The organism is Nocardioides sp. GCM10023255, assembly GCF_042653125.1.
Taxonomy (GTDB): Bacteria; Actinomycetota; Actinomycetes; order Propionibacteriales; family Nocardioidaceae; genus Nocardioides.
This window is the reverse complement of sequence record NZ_JBHSHU010000003.1, coordinates 719,512-741,190: the sequence shown is the minus strand read 5'-3', so window position 1 is coordinate 741,190 and position 21,679 is coordinate 719,512. Positions and strand designations below refer to the sequence as shown.

General features: G+C 71.9%; 21 protein-coding genes. 12 read left to right on the top strand and 9 right to left on the bottom strand.

Annotation, left to right across the window (positions count from 1 at the left end; all coding sequences use genetic code 11):
* Positions 1–32: 32 nt before the first annotated feature.
* The 3 genes from purH (at position 33) to ACFO9I_RS07340 (ending at position 2,865) form a co-directional block, all read left to right on the top strand.
* Positions 33–1,601: a bifunctional phosphoribosylaminoimidazolecarboxamide formyltransferase/IMP cyclohydrolase gene (gene purH, locus ACFO9I_RS07350; RefSeq protein WP_379179292.1), complete on the top strand. Its 1,569-nt coding sequence runs from the start codon at positions 33–35 to the stop codon at positions 1,599–1,601.
* Positions 1,602–1,675: 74 nt separating this feature from the next.
* Positions 1,676–2,527 carry a bifunctional methylenetetrahydrofolate dehydrogenase/methenyltetrahydrofolate cyclohydrolase gene (locus ACFO9I_RS07345; protein ID WP_379179290.1) on the top strand — a complete coding sequence of 284 codons (852 nt, stop codon included), beginning with the start codon at positions 1,676–1,678 and terminating at the stop codon, positions 2,525–2,527.
* On the top strand, positions 2,524–2,865 hold the full coding sequence (locus ACFO9I_RS07340; RefSeq protein WP_379179288.1) for a DUF3017 domain-containing protein: 342 nt from the start codon (positions 2,524–2,526) through the stop codon (positions 2,863–2,865). The genes ACFO9I_RS07345 and ACFO9I_RS07340 overlap by 4 nt, the downstream gene beginning before the upstream one ends.
* Positions 2,866–3,045: 180 nt before the next feature.
* On the opposite strand, the gene ACFO9I_RS07335 is transcribed toward ACFO9I_RS07340, so the two are convergent.
* Positions 3,046–4,035, bottom strand: coding sequence for a malate dehydrogenase (locus tag ACFO9I_RS07335; RefSeq protein WP_379179287.1), 990 nt, complete (start codon positions 4,033–4,035; stop codon positions 3,046–3,048).
* A gap of 135 nt (positions 4,036–4,170) precedes the next feature.
* Here ACFO9I_RS07335 and ACFO9I_RS07330 point away from each other — a divergent pair, with 135 nt between their 5' ends.
* Positions 4,171–4,929 (top strand): hypothetical protein, encoded by a 759-nt coding sequence (locus ACFO9I_RS07330; RefSeq protein ID WP_379179285.1) that lies wholly within the window; start codon positions 4,171–4,173, stop codon positions 4,927–4,929.
* Positions 4,930–4,944: 15 nt separating this feature from the next.
* Here ACFO9I_RS07330 and ACFO9I_RS07325 read toward each other — a convergent pair whose 3' ends face one another.
* On the bottom strand, positions 4,945–5,748 hold the full coding sequence (locus tag ACFO9I_RS07325; protein WP_379179283.1) for a hypothetical protein: 804 nt from the start codon (positions 5,746–5,748) through the stop codon (positions 4,945–4,947).
* A gap of 53 nt (positions 5,749–5,801) precedes the next feature.
* Positions 5,802–6,836 carry an aquaporin gene (locus tag ACFO9I_RS07320; RefSeq protein ID WP_379179281.1) on the bottom strand — a complete coding sequence of 345 codons (1,035 nt, stop codon included), beginning with the start codon at positions 6,834–6,836 and terminating at the stop codon, positions 5,802–5,804.
* 174 nt (positions 6,837–7,010) lie between these two features.
* Between ACFO9I_RS07320 and ACFO9I_RS07315 the strand changes: the two genes are divergently transcribed.
* The 3 genes from ACFO9I_RS07315 to ACFO9I_RS07305 all read left to right on the top strand — a co-directional run bounded on the left by ACFO9I_RS07315 (position 7,011) and on the right by ACFO9I_RS07305 (position 11,370).
* Entirely contained in the window at positions 7,011–9,221 is a 2,211-nt protein-coding gene (locus tag ACFO9I_RS07315; protein ID WP_379179279.1) for an NADP-dependent isocitrate dehydrogenase, read from the top strand.
* Between the two features lie 97 nt (positions 9,222–9,318).
* Entirely contained in the window at positions 9,319–10,059 is a 741-nt protein-coding gene (locus ACFO9I_RS07310; RefSeq protein WP_379179277.1) for a DUF6498-containing protein, read from the top strand.
* 90 nt (positions 10,060–10,149) lie between these two features.
* The gene (locus tag ACFO9I_RS07305) at positions 10,150–11,370 is read left to right on the top strand and encodes an MFS transporter (protein ID WP_379179275.1); all 1,221 of its coding nucleotides are present in this window, start codon (positions 10,150–10,152) and stop codon (positions 11,368–11,370) included.
* On the opposite strand, the gene ACFO9I_RS07300 is transcribed toward ACFO9I_RS07305, so the two are convergent.
* Positions 11,331–12,425: a GNAT family N-acetyltransferase gene (locus ACFO9I_RS07300; protein ID WP_379179273.1), complete on the bottom strand. Its 1,095-nt coding sequence runs from the start codon at positions 12,423–12,425 to the stop codon at positions 11,331–11,333. The genes ACFO9I_RS07305 and ACFO9I_RS07300 overlap by 40 nt on opposite strands.
* 147 nt (positions 12,426–12,572) lie before the next feature.
* Here ACFO9I_RS07300 and ACFO9I_RS07295 point away from each other — a divergent pair, with 147 nt between their 5' ends.
* The 5 genes from ACFO9I_RS07295 to ACFO9I_RS07275 all read left to right on the top strand — a co-directional run bounded on the left by ACFO9I_RS07295 (position 12,573) and on the right by ACFO9I_RS07275 (position 17,009).
* Positions 12,573–13,973, top strand: a complete 1,401-nt coding sequence (locus tag ACFO9I_RS07295) for an FAD-binding oxidoreductase (protein WP_379179271.1) — start codon at positions 12,573–12,575, stop codon at positions 13,971–13,973.
* 64 nt (positions 13,974–14,037) lie between these two features.
* Positions 14,038–15,090 (top strand): tryptophan--tRNA ligase, encoded by a 1,053-nt coding sequence (gene trpS / locus ACFO9I_RS07290; protein ID WP_379179269.1) that lies wholly within the window; start codon positions 14,038–14,040, stop codon positions 15,088–15,090.
* Between the two features lie 38 nt (positions 15,091–15,128).
* Positions 15,129–15,650, top strand: coding sequence for a 2'-5' RNA ligase family protein (locus ACFO9I_RS07285; RefSeq protein ID WP_379179267.1), 522 nt, complete (start codon positions 15,129–15,131; stop codon positions 15,648–15,650).
* A gap of 4 nt (positions 15,651–15,654) precedes the next feature.
* On the top strand, positions 15,655–16,785 hold the full coding sequence (locus ACFO9I_RS07280) for a YihY/virulence factor BrkB family protein (protein WP_379179265.1): 1,131 nt from the start codon (positions 15,655–15,657) through the stop codon (positions 16,783–16,785).
* Positions 16,782–17,009, top strand: coding sequence for an SCO4848 family membrane protein (locus tag ACFO9I_RS07275; protein ID WP_379179263.1), 228 nt, complete (start codon positions 16,782–16,784; stop codon positions 17,007–17,009). The genes ACFO9I_RS07280 and ACFO9I_RS07275 overlap by 4 nt, the downstream gene beginning before the upstream one ends.
* A 98-nt stretch (positions 17,010–17,107) precedes the next feature.
* On the opposite strand, the gene ACFO9I_RS07270 is transcribed toward ACFO9I_RS07275, so the two are convergent.
* The 5 genes from ACFO9I_RS07270 to ACFO9I_RS07250 form a co-directional block, all read right to left on the bottom strand.
* On the bottom strand, positions 17,108–17,851 hold the full coding sequence (locus ACFO9I_RS07270; protein WP_379179261.1) for a succinate dehydrogenase/fumarate reductase iron-sulfur subunit: 744 nt from the start codon (positions 17,849–17,851) through the stop codon (positions 17,108–17,110).
* A complete protein-coding gene (locus ACFO9I_RS07265) occupies positions 17,848–19,875 on the bottom strand; it encodes a fumarate reductase/succinate dehydrogenase flavoprotein subunit (protein ID WP_379179259.1) in 2,028 nt (675 codons plus the stop codon). Before ACFO9I_RS07265 ends, ACFO9I_RS07270 begins: the two co-directional genes overlap by 4 nt.
* A gap of 9 nt (positions 19,876–19,884) precedes the next feature.
* Positions 19,885–20,586 (bottom strand): succinate dehydrogenase cytochrome b subunit, encoded by a 702-nt coding sequence (locus ACFO9I_RS07260; RefSeq protein WP_379179257.1) that lies wholly within the window; start codon positions 20,584–20,586, stop codon positions 19,885–19,887.
* A gap of 79 nt (positions 20,587–20,665) precedes the next feature.
* On the bottom strand, positions 20,666–21,106 hold the full coding sequence (locus tag ACFO9I_RS07255; protein ID WP_379179255.1) for a glycosyltransferase: 441 nt from the start codon (positions 21,104–21,106) through the stop codon (positions 20,666–20,668).
* Complete coding sequence (locus ACFO9I_RS07250) at positions 21,103–21,630, bottom strand: glycosyltransferase (protein ID WP_379179253.1); 528 nt, start codon at positions 21,628–21,630, stop codon at positions 21,103–21,105. Before ACFO9I_RS07250 ends, ACFO9I_RS07255 begins: the two co-directional genes overlap by 4 nt.
* Positions 21,631–21,679: the final 49 nt, after the last annotated feature.

The following is a 21,679-nucleotide window of genomic DNA, read 5'->3' as shown; positions in this document are numbered from 1 at the left end:
CGGACGATCCACACATCGATGAGGAGAAGTGCATGTCGGACAGCCCTGAGTCGCGCATTCCGCTCAAGCGGGCCCTGGTGTCGGTCTACGACAAGTCAGGACTCGACGACCTCGTCCGCGGGCTGCACGACGCCGGCGTGGCGCTGGTGTCGACCGGCGGCTCCGCGGCCCTGATCGAGGGGCTGGGCCTCCCGGTGACGAAGGTGGAGGAACTCACCGGCTTCCCCGAGTGCCTCGACGGCCGGGTCAAGACCCTGCACCCGAAGGTGCACGCAGGCATCCTGGCCGACCGCCGCCTCGACTCCCACGTCCAGCAGCTCGCCGACCTCGGGGTGGAGCCCTTCGACCTGGTGGTCTCCAACCTCTACCCGTTCACGCAGACGGTCGCCTCGGGCGCCGCACCCGACGAGTGCGTCGAGCAGATCGACATCGGCGGCCCCTCCATGGTCCGTGCCGCCGCGAAGAACCACCCCTCGGTCGCGATCGTGACCTCGCCGGACCGCTACGCCGACGTGCTCCGCGCCGCCGCCGAGGGCGGCTTCACGCTGGCCGAGCGGCAGCGGCTCGCCGCCGAGGCGTTCGTGCACACCGCGACCTACGACGTCGCCGTCGCCTCCTGGATGGGCAACGTGCTGACCGACACCTCCGACGGGCAGGGTTTCCCTGCGTGGGTCGGCGCGACGTGGGACAAGGCCGCGGTGCTGCGGTACGGCGAGAACCCGCACCAGAGCGCCGCGCTCTACCTCAACGGCTTCGGCACCGGCCTCGCGCAGGCGACCCAGCTGCACGGCAAGGAGATGTCCTACAACAACTACGTCGACGCGGACGCCGCGCGCCGGGCGGCGTACGACTTCGACGAGCCGGCGGTCGCGATCATCAAGCACGCGAACCCGTGCGGCATCGCCGTCGGCGCCGACGTCGCCGAGGCCCACCGCAGGGCGCACGCGTGCGACCCGGTCTCCGCGTTCGGTGGCGTGATCGCGACCAACGTGCCGGTGTCGGTCGAGATGGCGACCCAGGTGGCGGAGGTCTTCACCGAGGTGGTCGTCGCCCCGGCGTACGACGACGGCGCCGTCGAGGTGCTGACGGCGAAGAAGAACATCCGGCTCCTGGTGTGCGGGCCGCTGGGCCGGGGCGACGTCGAGACGCGCCCGATCTCCGGGGGGCTGCTCATGCAGCAGCGCGACCACGTCGACGCCGAGGGGGACGACCCCTCGACGTGGACCCTGGCCACCGGTGAGGCGGCCTCTGAGGAGGTGCTGGCCGACCTCGCGTTCGCGTGGAAGGCCTGCCGCGCGGTGAAGTCCAACGCGATCCTGCTCGCCAAGGACGGCGCCTCGGTCGGCGTCGGCATGGGCCAGGTGAACCGGGTCGACTCGTGCCGGCTCGCGGTGGAGCGGGCGGGGGAGCGGGCCGCCGGCTCGGTGGCGGCGTCCGACGCCTTCTTCCCGTTCGAGGACGGCCCGCAGATCCTCATCGACGCGGGCGTGCGCGCCATCGTGCAGCCCGGCGGATCGGTGCGCGACGAGCTCACCATCGAGGCGGCCCGAGCCGCGGGCGTCACGATGTACTTCACCGGAACGCGACACTTCTTTCACTGATCCGAGCACAACGTCATACGGTTCGTGGCCTAGGACCCACGTCTCGCATGACGTCCCCACCGGAAGGGACCCGCATGACCGCACAGAAGCTGGACGGCTCCGCGACGGCCGCGGCCATCAAGGACGAGCTCAAGGCGCGGGTGGCTGCGCTGCGCGAGGCGGGCGTGGTCCCCGGCCTCGGCACGGTCCTGGTGGGCGACGACCCGGGCTCGCGGTGGTACGTCAACGGCAAGCACAAGGACTGCGCCGAGGTCGGCATCGAGTCGATCCGGGTGGACCTGCCCGCGACCGCCACCCAGGCGGAGATCGAGGAGGCGGTCCACCGGCTCAACGCCGACCCGGCCTGCACCGGCTACATCGTGCAGCTGCCGCTGCCCAAGGGTCGCGACGAGAACCGCGTGCTGGGCCTGGTCGACCCCGCCAAGGACGCCGACGGCCTGCACCCCACGAACCTGGGCTGGCTGGTGCTCGGCACCGAGGCGCCGCTGCCGTGCACCCCCCACGGGATCGTCGAGCTGCTGCGTCGCCACGACGTCGAGATCGCCGGTGCGGAGGTCGTGGTAGTCGGCCGCGGCGTCACCGTCGGGCGGCCGCTCGGGCTGCTGCTGACCCGTCGCTCGGAGAACGCCACGGTCACCCTGTGCCACACCGGAACCCGCGACCTCGCCGCCCACGTGCGGCAGGCCGACATCGTGGTGGCCGCGGCCGGGGTCCCCGGGATCATCACCGCCGACATGGTCAAGCCGGGTGCGGCGGTGCTCGACGTCGGGGTCTCCCGGGTGGACGGGAAGCTGGCCGGTGACGTGGCCGACGACGTCTGGGAGGTCGCCGGCTGGGTGTCGCCGAACCCCGGCGGCGTCGGGCCGATGACGCGCGCGATGCTGCTGTCCAACATCGTGTCGATGGCCGAGAAGGCCCGGGGTTGACGGTCGGGCAGCCGGTGGCCGAGCCCTCGTTGCCTGCGGAGGACGCCGACCCCGTCGAGGGTCGGCGTCACCCCTCCACGCTCGGGGGGATGTTCTACCTCGGCGTGCTGGCGGTGACCGCGGTCGGCATCGGCATCGTCTGGACCGGTGACTGGCGGCTCGGCATCCGGTGGATCGCCGCCGCGCTCCTCTTCGCCGCCGCGGTGCGCCTGGTGCTGCCCGCGCGCGAGGCGGGCATGCTCGCCGTACGCCACCGCCTCGTCGACTGCCTGATGCTCGGCGGGGTCGGCGTGCTGCTGATCTTCCTGGCCAGCAGCATCCCCAACCAGCCGGTCTGACGCCGACCCGTCGCAGCTTCACCGGGAAACGCATCGACCCGTCGCAGCTTCACCAGGAGATGCGTCGACCCGTCGCAGCTTCACCGAGAAACGCATCGACCCGTCGCTGCTTCACGTCGGCGAGACGTGAAGCAGCGACGGGTCGAGGTGCCTGAGCCGTCGAGCTGCGACGGGTCGGCGTCAGATCAGGCCCAGCTCCGTGACCGCGTCGCGCTCCTCGGCGAGCTCGGCGACCGAGGCGTCGATCTTCGAGCGGGAGAAGTCGTCGATCTCGAGGCCCTGGACGATCTCCCAGCTGCCGTCCTTGGTGGTGACGGGGAAGGAGGAGATCAGGCCCTCGGGGACGCCGTAGGAGCCGTCGGAGGCGACCGCCATGGACACCCAGTCGTCGGTGGGGGAGCCGAGCAGCCAGTCGCGCGCGGCGTCGATCGTGGCGGACGCGGCGGAGGCGGCCGAGGACGAGCCCCGCGCCTCGATGATCGCGGCGCCGCGCTTGGCGACGGTCGGGATGAAGTCGTTCTCGATCCAGGCCTGGTCGCCCACGACCTCGGCGGCGTTGCGCCCGCCGATCTCGGCGTGGAAGACGTCGGGGTACTGGGTGGCCGAGTGGTTGCCCCAGATCGTCATCTTCTTGATGTCGGTGACCGCGGCGCCGGTCTTGGCGGCCAGCTGCGAGATCGCCCGGTTGTGGTCGAGGCGGGTCAGCGCGGAGAAGCGCTCCTGCGGGATGTCGGGGGCGTTCGACATCGCGATCAGGGCGTTGGTGTTGGCCGGGTTGCCGGTCACGCCGATGCGGATGTCGTCGGCGGCCACCTCGTTGAGCGCCTTGCCCTGGGCGGTGAAGATGGCGCCGTTGGCGGACAGCAGGTCGCCGCGCTCCATGCCCTTGGTGCGGGGGCGGGCGCCGACGAGCAGGGCCAGGTTGGCGCCGTCGAAGATGGTGTTGGCGTCGTCGCCGATCTCGACGCCGGCCAGGGTCGGGAACGCGCAGTCGTCGAGCTCCATGACGACACCCTCGAGGGCCTTCAGCGCCGGGGTGATCTCCAGCAGCCGCAGCTCGATGGGACGGTCCGCGCCCAGCAGCGCGCCGCTGGCGAGGCGGAAGAGCAGGCTGTAGCCGATCTGGCCGGCGGCACCGGTGACGGCCACCTTGAGGGGAGTAGAGCTCACGTGGACTCCTTGTCGGACGGCGTGCCCGGGTCCGGGCAGACGGGGTGGATCTCGGGCCGACGCTAGCAGCGCGCCCGGGGGCGTTGCGACGGAGGTCCGCGCGGCCGGGCACCGCCCGTGCGCCATGCTGCTGCCATGACCAGCAGGGGGACCGGCCCGGGCGTACGCCGCGTGCTCGCCGCGGCGGGCGCCGCGGCCGTGACGGCGATCGCGACCACGTCGTGCGCCGGCGGACCGCCCACGGTGGCCCCGTCGGGCGTCGACGGCCTGGAGATCCCGACGCCCTCGGCCGACCCCCGCGACTTCGTGGACCACGTGGACAACCGCTGGTTCCCCCTCGAGCCGGGAACTGTCTGGACCTACCGGCGGACGGGGGAGGGCGACGCCCGCACCGAGGTCGTCACGGTCACCGACCGGACCCGCGTCGTGCAGGGGGTGTCCACGACCGTCGTGCGGGACGTGGTGACCGGTGCCGACGGGAAGGTCGTGTCGACGTCGTCCGCGTGGTACGCCCAGGACGTCGACGGCAACGTGTGGAAGCTCGGCGAGAGCGCGTCCGGACGGCGGGGCTCCGGCAGCGGCTCGTGGGAGGCCGGTGTCGACGGGGCCGAGGCCGGGCTGGTCATGGCCGCCCGGCCGCGGGTCGGCGACGGCTACGCCCAGGAGCGCGCGCCGGGGGTCGCCGAGGACCGGTCCGAGGTGCTGTCGGTCAACGAGCAGCGCACCGTCCCGCTGGGGGAGTACGACGACCTGGTGCAGACCGAGGACAGCTCGCTGCTGGACCCGGGCCTGGTCGAGCGCAGGTACTACGCACCCGGGGTCGGCCTCGTGTACGTCGAGACCGTCGCGGGCGGGACCGGGAGCACGGAGCTGGTGGCGCAGACCCACGACTGAGGTCGAGGCCCGGGATCACTCCGTGGGCGCGGTCGCGGCGGGCGCGGACGGAGACGTGGGCGCGGTCGTGGTCGGAGCCGCCGGTGTCGGCGACGGGCTGGTGCTGCTCGAGCCGGACGGCGTGTCCGAGGGCAGCACGGACGGCTCCTCCGAGGGCGTCTGCTGCACCGAGGGCGCGTCCGTGGGCTCGTCCGTCGGCGACGTCTGCTCGTCGCTCGGCGCCTGGTCGCCGTTGTCCGAGGAGCCGTGTGAGCCGCCTCCGATGCGGGTGATGGTGGTGCCACCGTCCCCGTCGGTGCCACCTGTGATCGCCGAGACCGGCTCGCCCGCCACGAGCTCGAAGGCGGTGAGCGCGACGACGGTGGCCGCGAACAGCCCGGCGGCGACCACCGAGATCCGCTTCCACGGCAGACCGGTGAAGCGCTCCCGCCAGCCGGGGCCGCTCGGAGCCCGGCCACCCGCCTCGGCCAGGTCGCGCTCGGCCTCGGCCAGCCGCCGCTGGGCGCGCGTGAGGCCCGCGTCGACGGAGTGGTCGCCGGCCTCGTGCCGGCTCTCCGCCATCTGCACCTCGGCCTGGGCGATCCCGACCTTGCGCCGGGCGGCGGCCTGGGCCCGGGTCAGGTGCTCGCGGCTACGACCGAGGCCCTGCCGGTAGACCGCGCCCCCGACCGTCGCGACCACGCTGCCGAGCGCGGCCCCGACGATGGTGCCGGCCGCGCCGAGGGTCGACAGCAGCACGGCGGACGACACCGCCGCGAGGGCTCCCGAGACCGTCGTGAGCCAGTCGATCCCGAACCGCTGGCTGGTGTGCTCGGTCATCTCGGTCCAGTATGCAGACCGGTCCACGAACGCCCGCCGGCCGCGGGCTCAGCTCACTGGCCGGGCGGGCGGATCTGGGTGCCCTGGTCGCCGTCGGCCGGCGGCCACTGCTGGCCACCCTGCTGGGGCGCCTGCGGCTGCTGCGCGGGGATCCACTGCTGGGTCTGCGGGTCCCACTGCCAGCCGTCCTGGATGATCGGCTCGCTGCCCCAGCCCGCCTGCTGGCCCTGCTGGTCCTGAGGGGTCTGCGCGGCCTGCGCCTGGGCCTCGGCGGCCTGGGCCTGGACGGCGGGGTTCTCCTGGTTCCACTCCTGCTGGTAGGCGTCCGGGGCGCCGTAGCCGGGCACCGCGGAGGGTGCCGGCCGCGAGAAGCTGAGACCGGAGCCGGGCACGGGCTCGCTGCCCTGGCCGAACAGCAGGGCGTACGTCGTGCCCGCGATCGCCGCGCCGGCCAGCGGCGCGAGGATGAACAGCCAGAGCTGCACCACCGCGTCGGTGCCGGCGAAGACGCCGACCCCGATCGAGCGTGCCGGGTTCACCGAGGTGCCGGTGGCGCCGATCGAGGCGAGGTGGATCATCGTGAGCGACAGGCCGATGGCCAGCGGCGCCAGCGCGGGGTGCTCGTTGCGGGGGTCGGTGACGGCGAGGATGACCCACACGAAGACGGCGGTCATCAGCATCTCGAGCAGGAACGCCGCCCACCAGGCGTAGCCGCTGCCGGCGTCGCCGAAGGAGTTCTGGCCCATGTTGCCCTCGGCGTCGAAGCCGCTGAAGCCGTGCATGAGCGTGAACAGCGCGAGCCCGGCCGCGAGGGCACCGCCGAGCTGGGCGGCGACGTACACCGGGACCTGGCTCCACGACATCCGGCCACCCATGGCGGCGCCGATCGAGACCGCCGGGTTGAAGTGGCCACCGGACACGCGGCCCACGGCGTAGATCATCACCAGGACGGTCAGGCCGAAGGCGAACGCCGTGCCGACGTAGTCGCCGCCGCTGACCAGGACGGTGCCGCAGCCGAAGAAGACCAGGACGAACGAGCCGAGGATCTCGGCGGCGAGCTTCTGGGCGGTGGTGGACATCTCTGCCATCGGGTGGGCCTCCCCGTGCACACACGGCCCCGGCGGTCGGGACCCACGGGCAACTCTAGTGCCGCCGGACCGTCGTTGCCGGGAGCGCGGACGGGTGCAACGCTGATCGGGTCGCACCCGTCAGGTATCTTGACGTCAAGAAATAACCCCTCGTCTCAGGAGTCGCCGAAGCCCATGGCCAAGATCATCTACACGCACACGGACGAGGCGCCGCTGCTCGCGACGTACTCCTTCCTGCCGATCATCCAGGCGTACGCCGCCCAGGCGGGCGTCGAGGTCGAGACCCGGGACATCTCCCTCGCCGGCCGGATCATCGCGCAGTTCCCCGAGCGGCTCACCGAGGAGCAGCGCCTCGACGACGCCCTCGCCGAGCTCGGCGAGCTGGCCACCAAGCCCGAGGCCAACATCATCAAGCTGCCGAACATCTCCGCCTCCATCCCGCAGCTCAAGGCCGCGATCAAGGAGCTGCAGGAGAAGGGCTACGACCTCCCGAGCTACCCCGAGAACCCGCAGTCCGAGGAGGACAAGGAGATCCGGGCGAAGTACGACAAGGTCAAGGGCTCCGCGGTCAACCCGGTGCTGCGCGAGGGCAACTCCGACCGCCGCGCGCCCGCCTCGGTGAAGAACTACGCCAAGGCACACCCCCACCGGATGGGGACGTGGACGCCGGACTCGAAGACCAACGTCGCGACCATGGGCAAGGACGACTTCTTCTCCAACGAGAAGTCGGTGGTGATCCCGGCCGACGACACCCTGACCATCAAGCACGTCGCCGCCGACGGCACCGAGACCGTGCTGAAGGACAACGTGTCGGTCCTCGCCGGCGAGGTCGTGGACGGCACGTTCATGAACGTCGCCGCGCTGCGCCGCTTCCTCACCGAGCAGATCGCCCGCGCCAAGGCCGAGGACGTGCTGTTCTCGGTGCACCTGAAGGCCACGATGATGAAGGTCTCGGACCCGATCATCTTCGGCCACGTCGTGCAGGCGTTCTTCCCCACGCTCTTCGAGCAGTACGGCGAGGCGCTGGCCGCCGCGGGCATCTCGCCCAACGACGGCCTCGGCGCGCTCCTCGGCGCGGTCAAGGACCTGCCCGAGGGTGAGGCCATCAAGGCCGCCGTCGAGGCCGGCCTGGCCGACGGTCCCGCGATGGCGATGGTCGACTCCGACAAGGGCATCACCAACCTGCACGTGCCGTCCGACGTCATCATCGACGCCTCGATGCCGGCGATGATCCGCACCTCGGGCCACATGTGGGGCCCCGACGGCAACGAGGCCGACACCCTCGCGGTGATCCCGGACTCGTCCTACGCCCGCGTCTACCAGACCGTCATCGACGACTGCCGCGCCCACGGTGCCTTCGACCCCGCGACCATGGGCTCGGTGCCGAACGTCGGCCTGATGGCCAAGGCGGCGGAGGAGTACGGCTCCCACGACAAGACCTTCGAGGTCCCCGCGGCCGGCAGGATGCAGGTCGTCAACAGCGCCGGCGACGTGCTGATCGAGCACGACGTCGAGCCGGGCGACATCTGGCGTGCCTGCCAGACCAAGGACGCCCCGATCCGCGACTGGGTCAAGCTCGCCGTCACCCGGGCCCGGGCGACCGGCGCCCCGGCCGTCTTCTGGCTCGACGAGCACCGCGCCCACGACGCCAACCTGATCAAGAAGGTCGAGGAGTACCTCCCCGAGCACGACACGGAGGGCCTGACCATCGAGATCATGGCCCCGGCCGAGGCCACGGCGTACTCCCTCGAGCGGATCCGCCGGGGCGAGGACACCATCTCGGTGACCGGCAACGTGCTGCGCGACTACAACACCGACCTGTTCCCGATCCTCGAGCTCGGCACCAGCGCGAAGATGCTCTCGGTCGTCCCGCTGATGAACGGCGGCGGCCTGTTCGAGACCGGCGCCGGCGGCTCGGCGCCCAAGCACGTCCAGCAGCTGGTCAAGGAGAACTACCTGCGCTGGGACAGCCTCGGTGAGTTCTTCGCGCTCGCCGCGTCCTTCGAGCACCTCGCGGGGTACGCCGACAACCCGCGCGCGAAGGTCCTCGCCGACACCCTCGACAGGGCCACCGGCACGTTCCTCGAGCAGGACAAGTCGCCGACCCGCAGGCTCGGCGGCATCGACAACCGCGGCTCGCACTTCTACCTGGCGCTCTACTGGGCCCAGGAGCTGGCGAACCAGTCCGACGACGCCGAGCTGGCCGCCGCGTTCAAGCCGCTCGCCGAGACGCTGAGCAGCAAGGAGCAGCAGATCGTCGAGGAGCTCGTCGCCGTGCAGGGCTCGCCGGCCGACATCGGCGGCTACTACCAGCCGGACGACGAGAAGGCCGACCACGTGATGCGTCCCTCGACGACGCTGAACGAGGCCCTCGCCACGCTCTGACCCACCCGCCGAGTCGGCGCTGTCGCACCTCCTGCGAGGGGCCGACAGCGCCGACTCGGCATTCTGCACGACGACCGGCGCCGACTCGGGGGACGTCATGACGAAGCTGCTGCGCTGGCTGGTGCCGGGCGCGCTCATCCACGCGGGGCTCGCACTGCCCCCGGCCCGGGCGCGGGTGCTTGCCTCGGCCGCCATCGTGGCGGGCAACCTGGTGCCGGTGTGGTCGGTGCTGCGCGGCGACCTCACGCTCGGGGACGTGTTCCTCGTCTACTGGTGCGAGAACGTCGTGTTCTGGCTGGTGAGCACCGTCAAGGTCGCGACCGCACGGGACAGCCGCTGGAGCTTCACGGTCACGAACCCGTTCGTCTTCGGGCTCCACTACGGCGCCTTCACCGCCGGCCAGGGTGCGATCGCCTTCGACCTCGCCCAGCAGACGGGGGTGCACGGTGGCCCCTGGCAGTGGGCGCTCACCGCGAGCGGCATCGCCGCCGGACACCTCGTCGCCCTGTGGCTGGGCTGGTTCGGCAACGGCGACCGGGACCTGATCAGTGGCCGCGCGGTCATCGCGCTGCCCTACGCCCGGCTCGGGGTCCTGCAGGTCGGCGCCCTGGTGGGGGCCGCGATGCTGGTCGAGCACCCGGACGGGGCCGGGGGAGCGACGCTCTGGCCGGTGGTCCTGCTCTGCTCCGGGAAGCTGGTCGTCGACGTCGCCCTCAACCTCTACGAGACGCTCGTGCTCGCGCCTCGCCGGGAGCGCGAGGCGGGACGCTCCGCCCTGCGGCGGCCCGAGCCCGCCCGGTCGCGGCCGGGCCGGCACGTGCGGGTCAGCGAGGAATAGGACCCGCTGGCGGGGTGGTTGGACACTGGGAGTGCTGCGTACGCCGTCAGCCCGCCCCTCGCACCCGACCAGGAAGACTCACCTTCCGTCATGACGACGACCGCACCCGCCCCCACCGAGACCGCCGCGCCCGCCGGCCACTTCTTCCTGGCCGTGCTCGCCCTCGCGATGGGCGGCTTCGCCATCGGCACCACCGAGTTCGTGACGATGGGCCTGCTGCCCCAGGTCGCGGACGGCGTCGACGCCTCCATCCCGAGCGCCGGCCACCTGATCTCGGCCTACGCGCTGGGGGTGGTCGTCGGTGCCCCGCTCCTGGCGTTCTTCGGGGCCAAGTGGCCCCGCCGCGGCCTGCTGGTCGCGCTGATGCTGGCCTACGCCGTGTTCAACGCCGCGAGCGCGCTGGCCACCGACTTCCACCTGCTGTTCGTGGCGCGCTTCCTCGACGGCCTCCCGCACGGTGCCTACTTCGGCGTGGCCTCGCTGGTGGCCGCCACCATGGCGCCGGCCGGTCGCAAGGGCCGGGCGGTCGCCCTGGTCATGCTCGGGCTGTCGGTCGCCAACGTGGTCGGTGTCCCCGCCGCCACCTGGCTCGGGCAGCACCTCGGCTGGCGGTCGGCGTACTTCGCCGTGGCCGCGCTCGCGCTGCTCACCGTCGTGATGGTCCTGGCGTTCGTGCCGTCGTGCCCCGGCGACCCGGAGGCCACCGGACGCCGTGAGCTGGCGGCGTTCTCCAAGCCGCAGGTCTGGCTGACCCTGCTCGCCGGCGCCATCGGCTTCGGCGGGATGTTCGCGGTCTACTCCTACATCTCACCCACGCTGACCGACGTCGGTGGCCTGTCCGAGTCGTCGGTCCCGGTCGCCCTCTTCGTCTTCGGCCTCGGCATGGTCGCCGGCACCTGGCTGGCGGGCGAGCTGGCTGACTGGTCGATCTTCCGGTCGCTGCTGATCGGGTCGGGGGGCATGGGACTGGTGCTGGCGCTGTTCTGGGTGCTCGCACCGCACGGCTGGTGGTCGCTGGTGCCGGTCTTCCTGATCACCGTCCTGGGCTCGGTGCTGGTGGTCAACCTGCAGCTGCGGCTGATGGACGTCGCGGGCGACGCGCAGACCCTCGGTGCGGCGATGAACCACGCCTCCCTCAACGTGGCGAACGCGCTCGGGGCGTGGCTCGGCGGGCTCGTGATCGCCGCCGGCCTCGGCTACCGCGCGCCGGCCCTCGTCGGGGTCGCGCTCTCGGCCGCCGGCCTGCTGGTGATCCTCGCCTCGGCGGCGGTTCACGTGCGCGAGCGGACCTCGGTGGCCAGCAGGTCGTAGGCGGCCAGGTCGACCGCCGTGCCGTCGCCGGTGCGGGCGGCGAGCCGGTGCAGGCCGATCGGCCGCATGCCGAGCGCCTCGAGGACCCGTCGGGAGCCGACGTTCGGCACCGAGGCGTACGCCGACAGCCGCTCGAGGCCGAGGGTCTCGAAGGCGTGCCGGACGGCCAGCCCGGCGGCGCGCGTGGTGAGGCCGCGACCGCGTGCCTCGGGGTGGGCCCAGTAACCGACCTCGGGCGCCCCGTCCATCCGGTAGAGCCCCACCACGCCCAGCAGCTGGTCGTCGTCGGCCGCGCAGAAGGCCCAGGTGATGGTCTGGTTGGACGCGAGTCGCTCCTGGACGGTCTCCAGGTAGGCGCGGCCCTCGGCCTCGCCCGGGTCCCGCGGCATGAACGCCAGCCAGTACTGGGTGTCGGCGTCGCCGATCCCCTCGACGACCCGCGGCACGTCCGCCTCGGTGAACGGCCGCAGCCGGACGCCGTCACCCTCCACCACCGGGTTGTCGAGCCAGGTCGTCCGGGGCTCGCGCGGGTCGTCGCGCAGCAGCACGCCGACCCAGCCGTCGAGCAGCTCGCCGCGCTGCGGCAGCCAGGAACGCAGCGTGCCGTCGAAGGAGAAGCCCAGCCGCCAGGCCAGCTTGCGGGACGCCCAGTTGCCGCGGTTGGCCCACCAGGCCACGGTCCGCAGGCCCTGCTCGGTGAACCCCCACTCCAGCAGCAGCCGCAGCGCCCGCTCCATGGCGCCGGTGCCGCGCACCCAGGGGTGGGACCCGAACGCCACCTCGGCCCGCTCGGCCCCCTCGGGGCGCAGCGAGATCGTGCCGGCGTACCGTCCGTCGACCTCGACCGCGAAGCCCCACTCCGAGTCGTCCGTCCAGCCCTTCGGCATGATCTCGCCGACGAAGGTGTGGGCGTGCTCCATGGAGTAGGGCAGCGGCACCTGCGTCCACCGCTGCGACCTCTGGTCCTGGCTCTGCTCGTACGCGCCCTGCGCGTCGTCGGCCCGGTGCGGGCGGATGGTCACGGTGCCGTCGGTGAGCGTGGGTGCCTGCGCCATGGCCGAACCCTGCCCGCGACCCGTCCGCAACGGCAAGCGGTCAACCCGTGGCAACGCGGCCACAGGTCCCCAAGACGGGCGATGGCGCCCCCACCGTCGCAGGACTCCAATGGGGGGAGGCCCAGGCGGGGGAGAAGCAGGTGCACCATGACCCAGCCCTACGCCGGACTGACCGTGCGACCCGGAGACCACGGCTACGACGAGGCCAGACGCGTCTTCAACGGACTCGTCGACCGCCGACCGGACCGGATCCTGCGTCCCTCGGACACCGGGGAGGTGGCGGCGGCGGTGCGATCCGTCGTGGACGCAGCCCAGCCGTTGACGGTGTACGGCGGTGGCCACGGCGTGATCGGCTCCGCGGTGGTCGACGGCGCTGTGTGCCTGGACCTGCGTGCCCTGGCCGCCGTGGAGGTGCTCCCCGAGGAGCGGATCGCCAGGGTCGGCGGCGGGGCGACCTGGGGGCAGGTCGACGCGGCGACCCAGCAGCACGGCCTGGCGGTGACGGGGGGCCGGGTCACCACCACCGGGGTGGCCGGGCTCACCCTGGGATCGGGGAGCGGGTGGCTCGAGCGCCGGTGCGGGCTGACCTGCGACAGCCTGCTGTCGATGGAGGTGGTGACCGCCGACGGACGGGTGGTGACCGCCTCGGCCCAGGAGAACCCCGACCTGTTCTGGGCGCTGCGCGGTGGCGGTGGGAACTTCGGCGTGGTCACCGAGTTCACCTTCGGCCTGCACGAGGTCGGTCCGCTGGTGCTCGGCGGGATGCTGCTGTACCCCGGCTTCCTGGCCCGTGACCTGATCGCGTTCTGGAGGGACCTGGTGCAGGACGCGCCCGACGCCCTCGGCTCGGGCGTCGCGCTGGTCACCGCGCCCCCGGCCGAGTTCGTCCCCGAGCCGGCGCGCGGCCAGCCGGCCGCCGGTGTCATCGTCTGCTGGGCGGGCGACATCGAGGAGGGCGACGCGTTCCTCGCTCCGCTGCGGGACTTCGGCCCGCCGGCGGTCGACCTGGTGCAGCCGATGCCCTACACCGCGGTCCAGCAGCTGCTCGACCAGGCCAACCCGTCGGGGATGCACAACTACTGGAGCGGCGACTTCCTGGCCGAGCTGCCCGACGAGGCTGTCGAACGGCTGGTGGCACAGGCCCAGCCGGCGCCCTCGCCGATGACCCAGATCATCCTGGTCCAGGGCGGCGGGGCGATCTCGCGGGTGGGCGAGGACGAGACCGCGTTCGGGCAGCGGCAGGCGCCGTACAACCTGCACTACCTGGGGATGTGGCCGCCCGACCACGCCGAGGACGAGCGCAACATCGGCTTCATCCGGGAGCTGGCGGCGGCGATGAAGCCGTGGACGACCGGCAACGCCTACCTGAACTTCATCGGCGAGGAGGGACTGGGCCGGGTGGAGGCGGCGTTCGGGCCGGAGAAGTTCGCCCGGCTGCAGGCGATCAAGGACGCGTGGGACCCCACCAACGTGTTCCGGCACAACCAGAACATCCCGCCCTCGAGGGAGTCCGTCCCGGCCGCCGCCGGGACCGGTGCCCCCGGCTGACCCGCTGCCGACCGGGCGCCTCCCCGGATGAGCACGTCACGAGGTGATCGGGGAGAATGGGGGCATGTCCACCGCAACCGCACCCGAGGTCACCGCTGCGGCCTCGGGGACCGCCCGGCCGCGCGTGCTCTCGGGCATCCAGCCCACGGCCGACTCGTTCCACTTCGGCAACTACCTCGGCGCCCTGCGCCAGTGGGTGGACCTGCAGGAGGACTACCAGCCGTTCTTCTTCATCGCCGACCTGCACGCGATCACCGTCGAGCAGGACCCCAAGGTGCTGCGCGAGCGCTGCCTGCGCGCCGCCGCCCAGCTGCTGGCCATGGGCATCGACCCCGAGCGCTCGGCGATCTTCATCCAGAGCCAGGTGCCCGCACACGCGCAGCTGGGCTGGATCCTGCAGTGCCTGACCGGCTTCGGCGAGGCGCGCCGGATGACGCAGTTCAAGGACAAGTCCGCCAAGGGTGGTGAGGGCGCCGCCAGCGTCGGGCTGTTCACCTACCCGGTCCTGCAGGCGGCCGACATCCTGCTCTACCGACCGCACTTCGTCCCGGTCGGCGAGGACCAGCGCCAGCACCTCGAGCTGACCCGCGACCTCGCCCAGCGGTTCAACCACCGCTACAAGAAGACCTTCCGGCTGCCCGAGCCCTACATCCTGAAGGCCACCGCGAAGATCGCCGACCTGCAGGACCCGACCTCGAAGATGTCGAAGTCCGCGTCCTCCCCGGCCGGCATCATCGAGATGCTCGACGACCCGAAGGCGAGCGCGAAGAAGATCCGCTCCGCGGTGACCGACTCGGGGTCGGAGATCCGGTTCGACGCGGAGGAGAAGCCCGGGGTCAGCAACCTGCTGACCATCTACTCGGCGCTGACCGGCCGACCCATCGTCGAGCTCGAGGGCGACTTCGCGGGCCGCGGCTACGGCGACCTCAAGAAGGAGCTGGCCGAGGTGGTCGTCGACTTCGTCACGCCGTTCCGCGAGCGGACCCTCGAGCTGCTCGACGACCAGGCCCACCTCACCGAGGTGCTGCGCCGCGGCGCGGAGCGGGCCAACTCCGTCGCCGAGGCGACCCTGCGCGACGTCTACCAGCGGGTCGGCTTCGTCGCCCCCGCCCAGTAGGGTCGGTGGACGCCGTGACGCGAGGAGGGACGACCTAGATGCCGACGATCGGAGTGGCGCTGGCCATCCCCGAGCCCTGGGCCACGCAGCTGCAGGACTACCGCACCGCCATCGGTGACACGACCGCGACGATGATCCCCACCCACATCACGCTGGTGCCGCCGACCGACGTGTCCGACGACGACCTGGTGACCATCGAGAAGCACCTCGAGGAGGTCGCCGCCGACTCCCCGCGCTTCGGTGTGCACCTGCGTGGCACGGGGACCTTCCGCCCGGTCTCGCCGGTCGTCTTCGTCACCGTGGCCGAGGGGATCTCCTCCTGCGAGCAGCTGGCCGGCGCCGTGCGCCGCGGCCCGCTCGACGTCGACATCGCCTTCCCCTACCACCCCCACGTCACCGTGGCCCACCACCTCGCGGACGAGCTCCTCGACCAGGCGTTCGAGGACCTCGCCGACTTCGAGTGCGAGTTCGCCGTCGACGACTTCCACCTCTACGTCCACGACGAGCAGGCAGGCTGGCAGCCGACCCGCGACTTCCGCCTGGCCGGCCACGACCACTGACGCGATGCCGTCCCTGAAGCAGCGCGTCGCCGCGCGGCTCGCCGCCGTGCGTGCCCGCCGACCGCTGGTCGACCACGCCGTGCGCACGCAGGAGCACTACGGCGCGGTCAAGGCGGCCCAGCAGGCGGGCGCGGTCACCTACTTCGGGTTCTTGTCGTTCTTCCCGATCCTGGCGCTCTCGTTCTTCGTCGTCGGCTGGATCGCCAAGGTGTACGACGGGGCGCGCGGCGACCTGCGCCGGGCGCTCAACAGCGTCATGCCCGGCCTGGTGGGGACCGGTGACAACCAGGTCCAGATCCATGACATCGAGGCGGCCGCGGCGACCCTCGGGGCCGTCGGTGCGGTCATCCTGCTGTACTCCGGCCTGGGTTGGCTGGCGGCGATGCGCGACGCCCTCGTGGTGGTCTTCGAGGTGCCGGCGAGGGAGCAGCCGAGCTTCCTGCTCGGCAAGCTGCGCGACCTGGCCACGCTGGCCCTCATCGGACTGATCCTGCTCCTCTCCGTCGCCGTCGCCGGACTGGTCGGCGGCTTCTCCCAGGACCTGCTCGAATGGGTCGGGCTCGGCAGCGAGCTCGACTGGCTGGTGAAGCTCCTGACGGTGGTCCTCGGGTTCGCCGCGAACATGCTGCTGTTCTTCACGATGTTCGTGCTGCTCGCCGAGCCCCGCACCCCGCGCCGCTCCCTGTGGTCGGGCGCGCTGCTCGGCGCGGTCGCGTTCGAGGCCCTCAAGCAGGTCTCCGGGCTGCTGATCAGGTCCGCCCAAGGCAACCCGGCGTTCCAGGCGTTCGGGATCGCGCTCATCGTGCTGGTCTGGATCAACTACTTCTCCCGGGTGGTGCTCTACGCCGCGGCCTGGGCCCACACCTCCGCGGCGGCCCGCGCCCAGCGGGTGGCGGAGCCGGCGGCGCCCCTGCAGGGGCCGCAGACGCCCGCCCTGACCGAGGTGACCCGCTCCGAGGCGGCCGCCTCCGCGGATGTCCCTTCCACCGAGGTCGCGACCGGGACGACCTCGTCCGGGGCGACCTCGTCCGGGGCGACCCGGGCCGGCTGGGTCGTCCCCTTCGCCGCCGGGGGCGCCACGGCGCTCGCCGCGGTCGCCGTACTCAGGAACCGACCCTCGAAGGACGACTCGTGAAGCTCGAGCGCAAGCACGGCTGGCTGCTGCTCGCCGTGGCCGCCTGGAACGTCGTGATCTGGCTGATGTTCGCCAAGAACCTCTCCGCGGCGCACGCCGCGGGGGAGGACCGCCCGACCGGCTACTGGGTCGCCCACACGGTCCTGATCGTCGTGGACCTCGTCATCGCGGTGGTCCTCGCCCGCCTGGCCCTCAAGATCCTGCGCCGACCCGTCGCTTCCTGACGCCGGAGGGCGCCGACCCGTCGCGTCTTCACCGCGAAATGACACCGACCCGTCGTCCATCGGACGACGGGTCGGTCTCGGCGTGCGGCCGCGACGGCTCAGTGGCCGTGGCGCATCGCGGCGTGGAGGTCCCAGTTGAGGCGGGAGATCACGTCGAGCGGGATCTCCTTGGGACAGGCGGCGGTGCACTCACCGATGTTCGTGCAGCCGCCGAAGCCCTCGTGGTCGTGCTGGGCGACCATGTTGACCACGCGGGTGTCGCGCTCGGGCTGACCCTGCGGGAGCTCGCCGAGGTGGGTGACCTTGGCGCCCATGAACAGCGAGGCCGAGCCGTTGGGGCAGGCCGCGACGCAGGCGCCGCAGCCGATGCAGGTGGCCACGTTGAACGCGCGCATCGCGTCGTCGCGGGGGACCGGCACCGAGTGCGCCTCGGGGGCCGAGCCGGTGTTGACCGAGATGTAGCCGCCGGCCTGGATGATCCGGTCGAAGGCGCCGCGGTCGACGACGAGGTCCTTCATCACCGGGAACGCGTCGGCACGCCAGGGCTCGATCACGATCTCGTCGCCGTCCTTGAAGGACCGCATGTGCAGCTGGCAGGTGGTCGTGACCTCGGGACCGTGCGCCTGGCCGTTGATCATCAGGCCGCACATGCCGCAGATGCCCTCGCGGCAGTCGGAGTCGAACGCGACCGGGTCCTCGCCCTTGGCGATGAGGTCCTCGTTGAGCACGTCGAGCATCTCGAGGAACGACATGTCCTCGGAGACCCCGTCGAGCTCGTAGGTGTGCATGGCGCCCTGGGAGGCCGCGTCGGCCTGGCGCCAGATCTTGAGGGTGAGTCTCACTTGTAGCTCCGCTGCTTCATCTCGATGGCGGTGTAGACGAGGTCTTCCTTGTGCAGGACGGGCAGCTCGCCGTCGCCGGCGAACTCCCACGCGGCGACGTAGGCGAAGGTCTCGTCGTGGCGCAGCGCCTCGCCGTCCTCGGTCTGCGACTCGGCCCGGAAGTGGCCGCCGCAGGACTCACGACGGTTCAGGGCGTCGATGCACATCAGCTCGCCGAGCTCGAAGAAGTCGGCCACGCGGCCGGCCTTCTCCAGCGACTGGTTGACGCTCTCGTTGGTGCCGAGGACCTTCACGTTGCGGTGGAAGTCGTCCTTGAGGGTGCGGATGAGATCGATGGCCTTCTTCAGGCCGTCCTCGCTGCGCTCCATGCCGCAGTACTCCCACATGATGTTGCCGAGCTCGCGGTGGTAGGAGTCGACGCTGCGGGTGCCGTTGTTGTTCAGGAAGTGGTCGATCCGCGACCGCACCGACTGCTGGGCCTCGACGACCGCCGGGTGGTCCTCCGCGACCTTCTCGAAGGGCCCGTCGGCCAGGTAGTCACGGATCGTGTGGGGGAGGACGAAGTAGCCGTCGGCCAGGCCCTGCATCAGCGCCGAGGCGCCGAGGCGGTTCGCACCGTGGTCGGAGAAGTTCGCCTCGCCCGTCACGAAGAGGCCCGGGATCGTGGACTGCAGGTCGTAGTCGACCCACAGGCCGCCCATCACGTAGTGCACGGCGGGGTAGATGCGCATCGGCACCTCGTAGGGGTTCTCACCCGTGATCCGCTCGTACATGTCGAAGAGGTTGTCGTACTTCTCCTCGATGCCGGCCTTGCCCAGGCGCTCGATCGCCGCGCTGAAGTCGAGGTAGACGCCACGGCGGACGCCGTCGACCTCGGGGCCGACGCCGCGGCCCTCGTCGCAGACGTTCTTGGCCGCACGCGAGGCGATGTCGCGGGGGACCAGGTTGCCGAAGGACGGGTAGATCCGCTCGAGGTAGTAGTCGCGGTCCTCCTCCGGGATCTCCCGGGGGTCCTTGGTGCAGTCCGCCTGGTTCTTCGGCACCCAGATCCGGCCGTCGTTGCGCAGCGACTCCGACATCAGGGTCAGCTTCGACTGGTGCGAGCCGGAGACCGGGATGCAGGTGGGGTGGATCTGCGTGTAGCAGGGGTTGGCCATGTAGGCGCCCTTGCGGTGCGCACGCCACGAGGCGGTGACGTTGCAGCCCATCGCGTTGGTCGACAGGTAGAAGACGTTGCCGTAGCCACCGCTGGCCAGGACCACGACGTCGGCGAGGTGGGTCTCGATCTCGCCGGTGACCATGTCACGGGCGATGATGCCGCGCGCCTTGCCGTCGACCACGATCAGCTCGAGCATCTCGTGCCGGGTGTACGTCGTGACCGTGCCGGCCGCCACCTGGCGCTCGAGCGCCTGGTAGGCGCCCAGCAGCAGCTGCTGGCCGGTCTGGCCGCGCGCGTAGAAGGTGCGGGAGACCTGCACGCCGCCGAAGGAGCGGTTGTCGAGCAGGCCGCCGTACTCGCGGGCGAAGGGGACGCCCTGGGCGACGCACTGGTCGATGATGTTCACGCTGACCTCGGCCAGGCGATACACGTTCGACTCGCGCGAGCGGTAGTCGCCGCCCTTGACCGTGTCGTAGAAGAGACGGTGGACCGAGTCGCCGTCCTCCTTGTAGTTCTTGGCCGCGTTGATGCCGCCCTGGGCCGCGATCGAGTGGGCCCGGCGCGGGGAGTCCTGGTAGCAGAAGGACTTCACCTGGTAGCCCGCCTCGCCGAGGGTGGCGGCGGCGGACGCGCCGGCCAGGCCGGTGCCGACGATGATCACCGAGAGCTTGCGGCGGTTGGCCGGGTTGACCAGGCGCGCCTCGAACTTGCGGGTGCTCCAGCGGTCGCTGATCGGGCCGCCCGGCGCCTTGGCGTCGGCGATCGGGTCACCGGGGCGGTAGTAGCCGACGGCGTCGTCGCCGTGCTCGCCCGGTGCGTCGTGGGAGGGGTCGGACGTGGTGGTGGTGTCCGGGAACTCAGTCATGGGCAGCCCTTACTTGGTGATGACGCCGGCGAGGACGAAGACCGGGACGAGGGAGAAGCCGCCGGCGATGACCACCGCGACGATCCAGCCCAGGGTCTTCGCGTTGCGGCGCGCCTTGGCGTTGTTGGTGAGGCCGAGGGTCTGCGCGGAGCTCCACACACCGTGGTGCAGGTGCAGCGCGAGAGCGGCCATGGCGACCAGGTAGATCAGCGTCAGCCACCACACGTCGAAGGAGTCGACGAGGAGGTTGTACGGGTCGTTGGTGGCGCCGCCGGAGACGTTCACCTTGCCGATCGTGAAGTTCAGCAGGTGCCAGACGATGAAGATCAGCAGCGTCAGCCCGCCCCAGCGCATGAAGCGCGAGGAGAACGACGAGGCGGCGTTCTTCTTCACCTGGTACTTCACCGTGCGGGCCTTGCCGGCGCGGTGCCACAGCGTCACCGCGGCGTACACGTGCACGACCAGCGAGACGACCAGCACCGCGCGGATCACCCACAGCAGGCCCTCGCGCGGCAGCATCGGCTCGCCGATGGTGCGCAGGTGCTCGGCGTACTCGTTGTAGGCGTCGTGGCCGGCGAAGGCCTTGAGGTTGCCGTACATGTGCAGGAGCACGAAGAGGATGAAGATGATGCCGCTGACCGCCATCAGCATCTTCAGGGCGATGGTCGAGCGCGTCGAGCGCGCTCCCTTGACAAGGGTCGTCGTTGCCACGAGACGCCACGGTACCGTCCGGAGTTCCCTCCAATGACCGCGGGGCGTGTGAGATACGTCCGGTTACCGGGCGGTCAGGTCAGGCCGGCAGCGCCATCCGCGGTTCGCGGCAGGCCAGCGGGCGGTAGTGCCGCTCGACCAGCTCGTCGACGGCCACCCGCCAGGTCCGGGCCGTCAGGAGCTCCCGGGCCCGCTGTCCGAGCAGCGACCGGTGCGGGTCCGCCGCGATCGCGGCGACCGCACGGGCCAGTGCACGCGGGTCCTCCGGGTCGTGGAGCAGGCCGGTCTCCAGGTGGCGCACCACGCTGAGGCCGCCGTCCGGGCGGCCGGCCACGACGGGGACGCCGCTCGCTGCCGCCTCACGGACGGCGTGGCAGCAGCCCTCTTCCGCGCCGGGGTGGACCAGCAGGTCCAGCGAGGCGAGGGCCACGGCGAGGTGGCCGGTGTGGAGGTCGCCGTTGAAGACCGCGTCCGGCAGCCGGCTGCGCAGCCAGCCGCGCAGCGACCCGTCCCCGATCACGACGGGACGGATCCCCGGCACGTGGCGAGGGCCGCGAGGGCGCGTGCGCCGTGGTGGGCCTCGAGGGAGCCCGCGAAGCCCACCACGACCAGCGGCCCCCCGTGCCGCCGGTGCCCGCTGCGTGAGCGGGCGCGCGACCAGCGTGCGTGCAGCCACGGGTCGCGCAGTCCGGGGTTGAAGGCGTCCGTGTCGACGCCGGGGAGCCAGCCGCCGCCCTGGTCGTACGTCGGGATCCGCAGCCGATGCGCCGCCTGGCGTGCCGCCGCGCCGAGCGGACCGGTGGCGGCCACGTGGACCACGTCCGGTGCGAGGCCGGCGAGTGCCGACGCCACCTGGGCGCCGACCCGCAACCGGCTCCCGGTGCGCAGGACCGGGCTGCGCCGGTAGGAGCCGAGCCCGGGCCCGGGAGCGACGATGCCGACCTCGTGCCCGGTGTCGACCAGGCCGTCGGCCACCGCCTTGACGGTCCGGGTCCGGCCGTCGACGGCGGGGTAGAAGGCGTCCGCGACGAGGGTGATCCTCATGGCTGCAGCCTGTCCCGGCCAGGAGACGTGCGGGCTGACTCCGCGTGGC

Coding starts and splice junctions, on each gene's coding strand:
- purH (WP_379179292.1), top strand. CDS start 33: ATGTCGGACAGCCCTGAGTCGCGCATTCCGCTCAAGCGGGCCCTGGTG.
- ACFO9I_RS07345 (WP_379179290.1), top strand. CDS start 1,676: ATGACCGCACAGAAGCTGGACGGCTCCGCGACGGCCGCGGCCATCAAG.
- ACFO9I_RS07330 (WP_379179285.1), top strand. CDS start 4,171: ATGACCAGCAGGGGGACCGGCCCGGGCGTACGCCGCGTGCTCGCCGCG.
- ACFO9I_RS07325 (WP_379179283.1), bottom strand. CDS start 5,748: ATGACCGAGCACACCAGCCAGCGGTTCGGGATCGACTGGCTCACGACG.
- ACFO9I_RS07320 (WP_379179281.1), bottom strand. CDS start 6,836: ATGGCAGAGATGTCCACCACCGCCCAGAAGCTCGCCGCCGAGATCCTC.
- ACFO9I_RS07315 (WP_379179279.1), top strand. CDS start 7,011: ATGGCCAAGATCATCTACACGCACACGGACGAGGCGCCGCTGCTCGCG.
- ACFO9I_RS07310 (WP_379179277.1), top strand. CDS start 9,319: ATGACGAAGCTGCTGCGCTGGCTGGTGCCGGGCGCGCTCATCCACGCG.
- ACFO9I_RS07305 (WP_379179275.1), top strand. CDS start 10,150: ATGACGACGACCGCACCCGCCCCCACCGAGACCGCCGCGCCCGCCGGC.
- ACFO9I_RS07300 (WP_379179273.1), bottom strand. CDS start 12,425: ATGGCGCAGGCACCCACGCTCACCGACGGCACCGTGACCATCCGCCCG.
- ACFO9I_RS07295 (WP_379179271.1), top strand. CDS start 12,573: ATGACCCAGCCCTACGCCGGACTGACCGTGCGACCCGGAGACCACGGC.
- trpS (WP_379179269.1), top strand. CDS start 14,038: ATGTCCACCGCAACCGCACCCGAGGTCACCGCTGCGGCCTCGGGGACC.
- ACFO9I_RS07285 (WP_379179267.1), top strand. CDS start 15,129: ATGCCGACGATCGGAGTGGCGCTGGCCATCCCCGAGCCCTGGGCCACG.
- ACFO9I_RS07280 (WP_379179265.1), top strand. CDS start 15,655: ATGCCGTCCCTGAAGCAGCGCGTCGCCGCGCGGCTCGCCGCCGTGCGT.
- ACFO9I_RS07265 (WP_379179259.1), bottom strand. CDS start 19,875: ATGACTGAGTTCCCGGACACCACCACCACGTCCGACCCCTCCCACGAC.
- ACFO9I_RS07250 (WP_379179253.1), bottom strand. CDS start 21,630: ATGAGGATCACCCTCGTCGCGGACGCCTTCTACCCCGCCGTCGACGGC.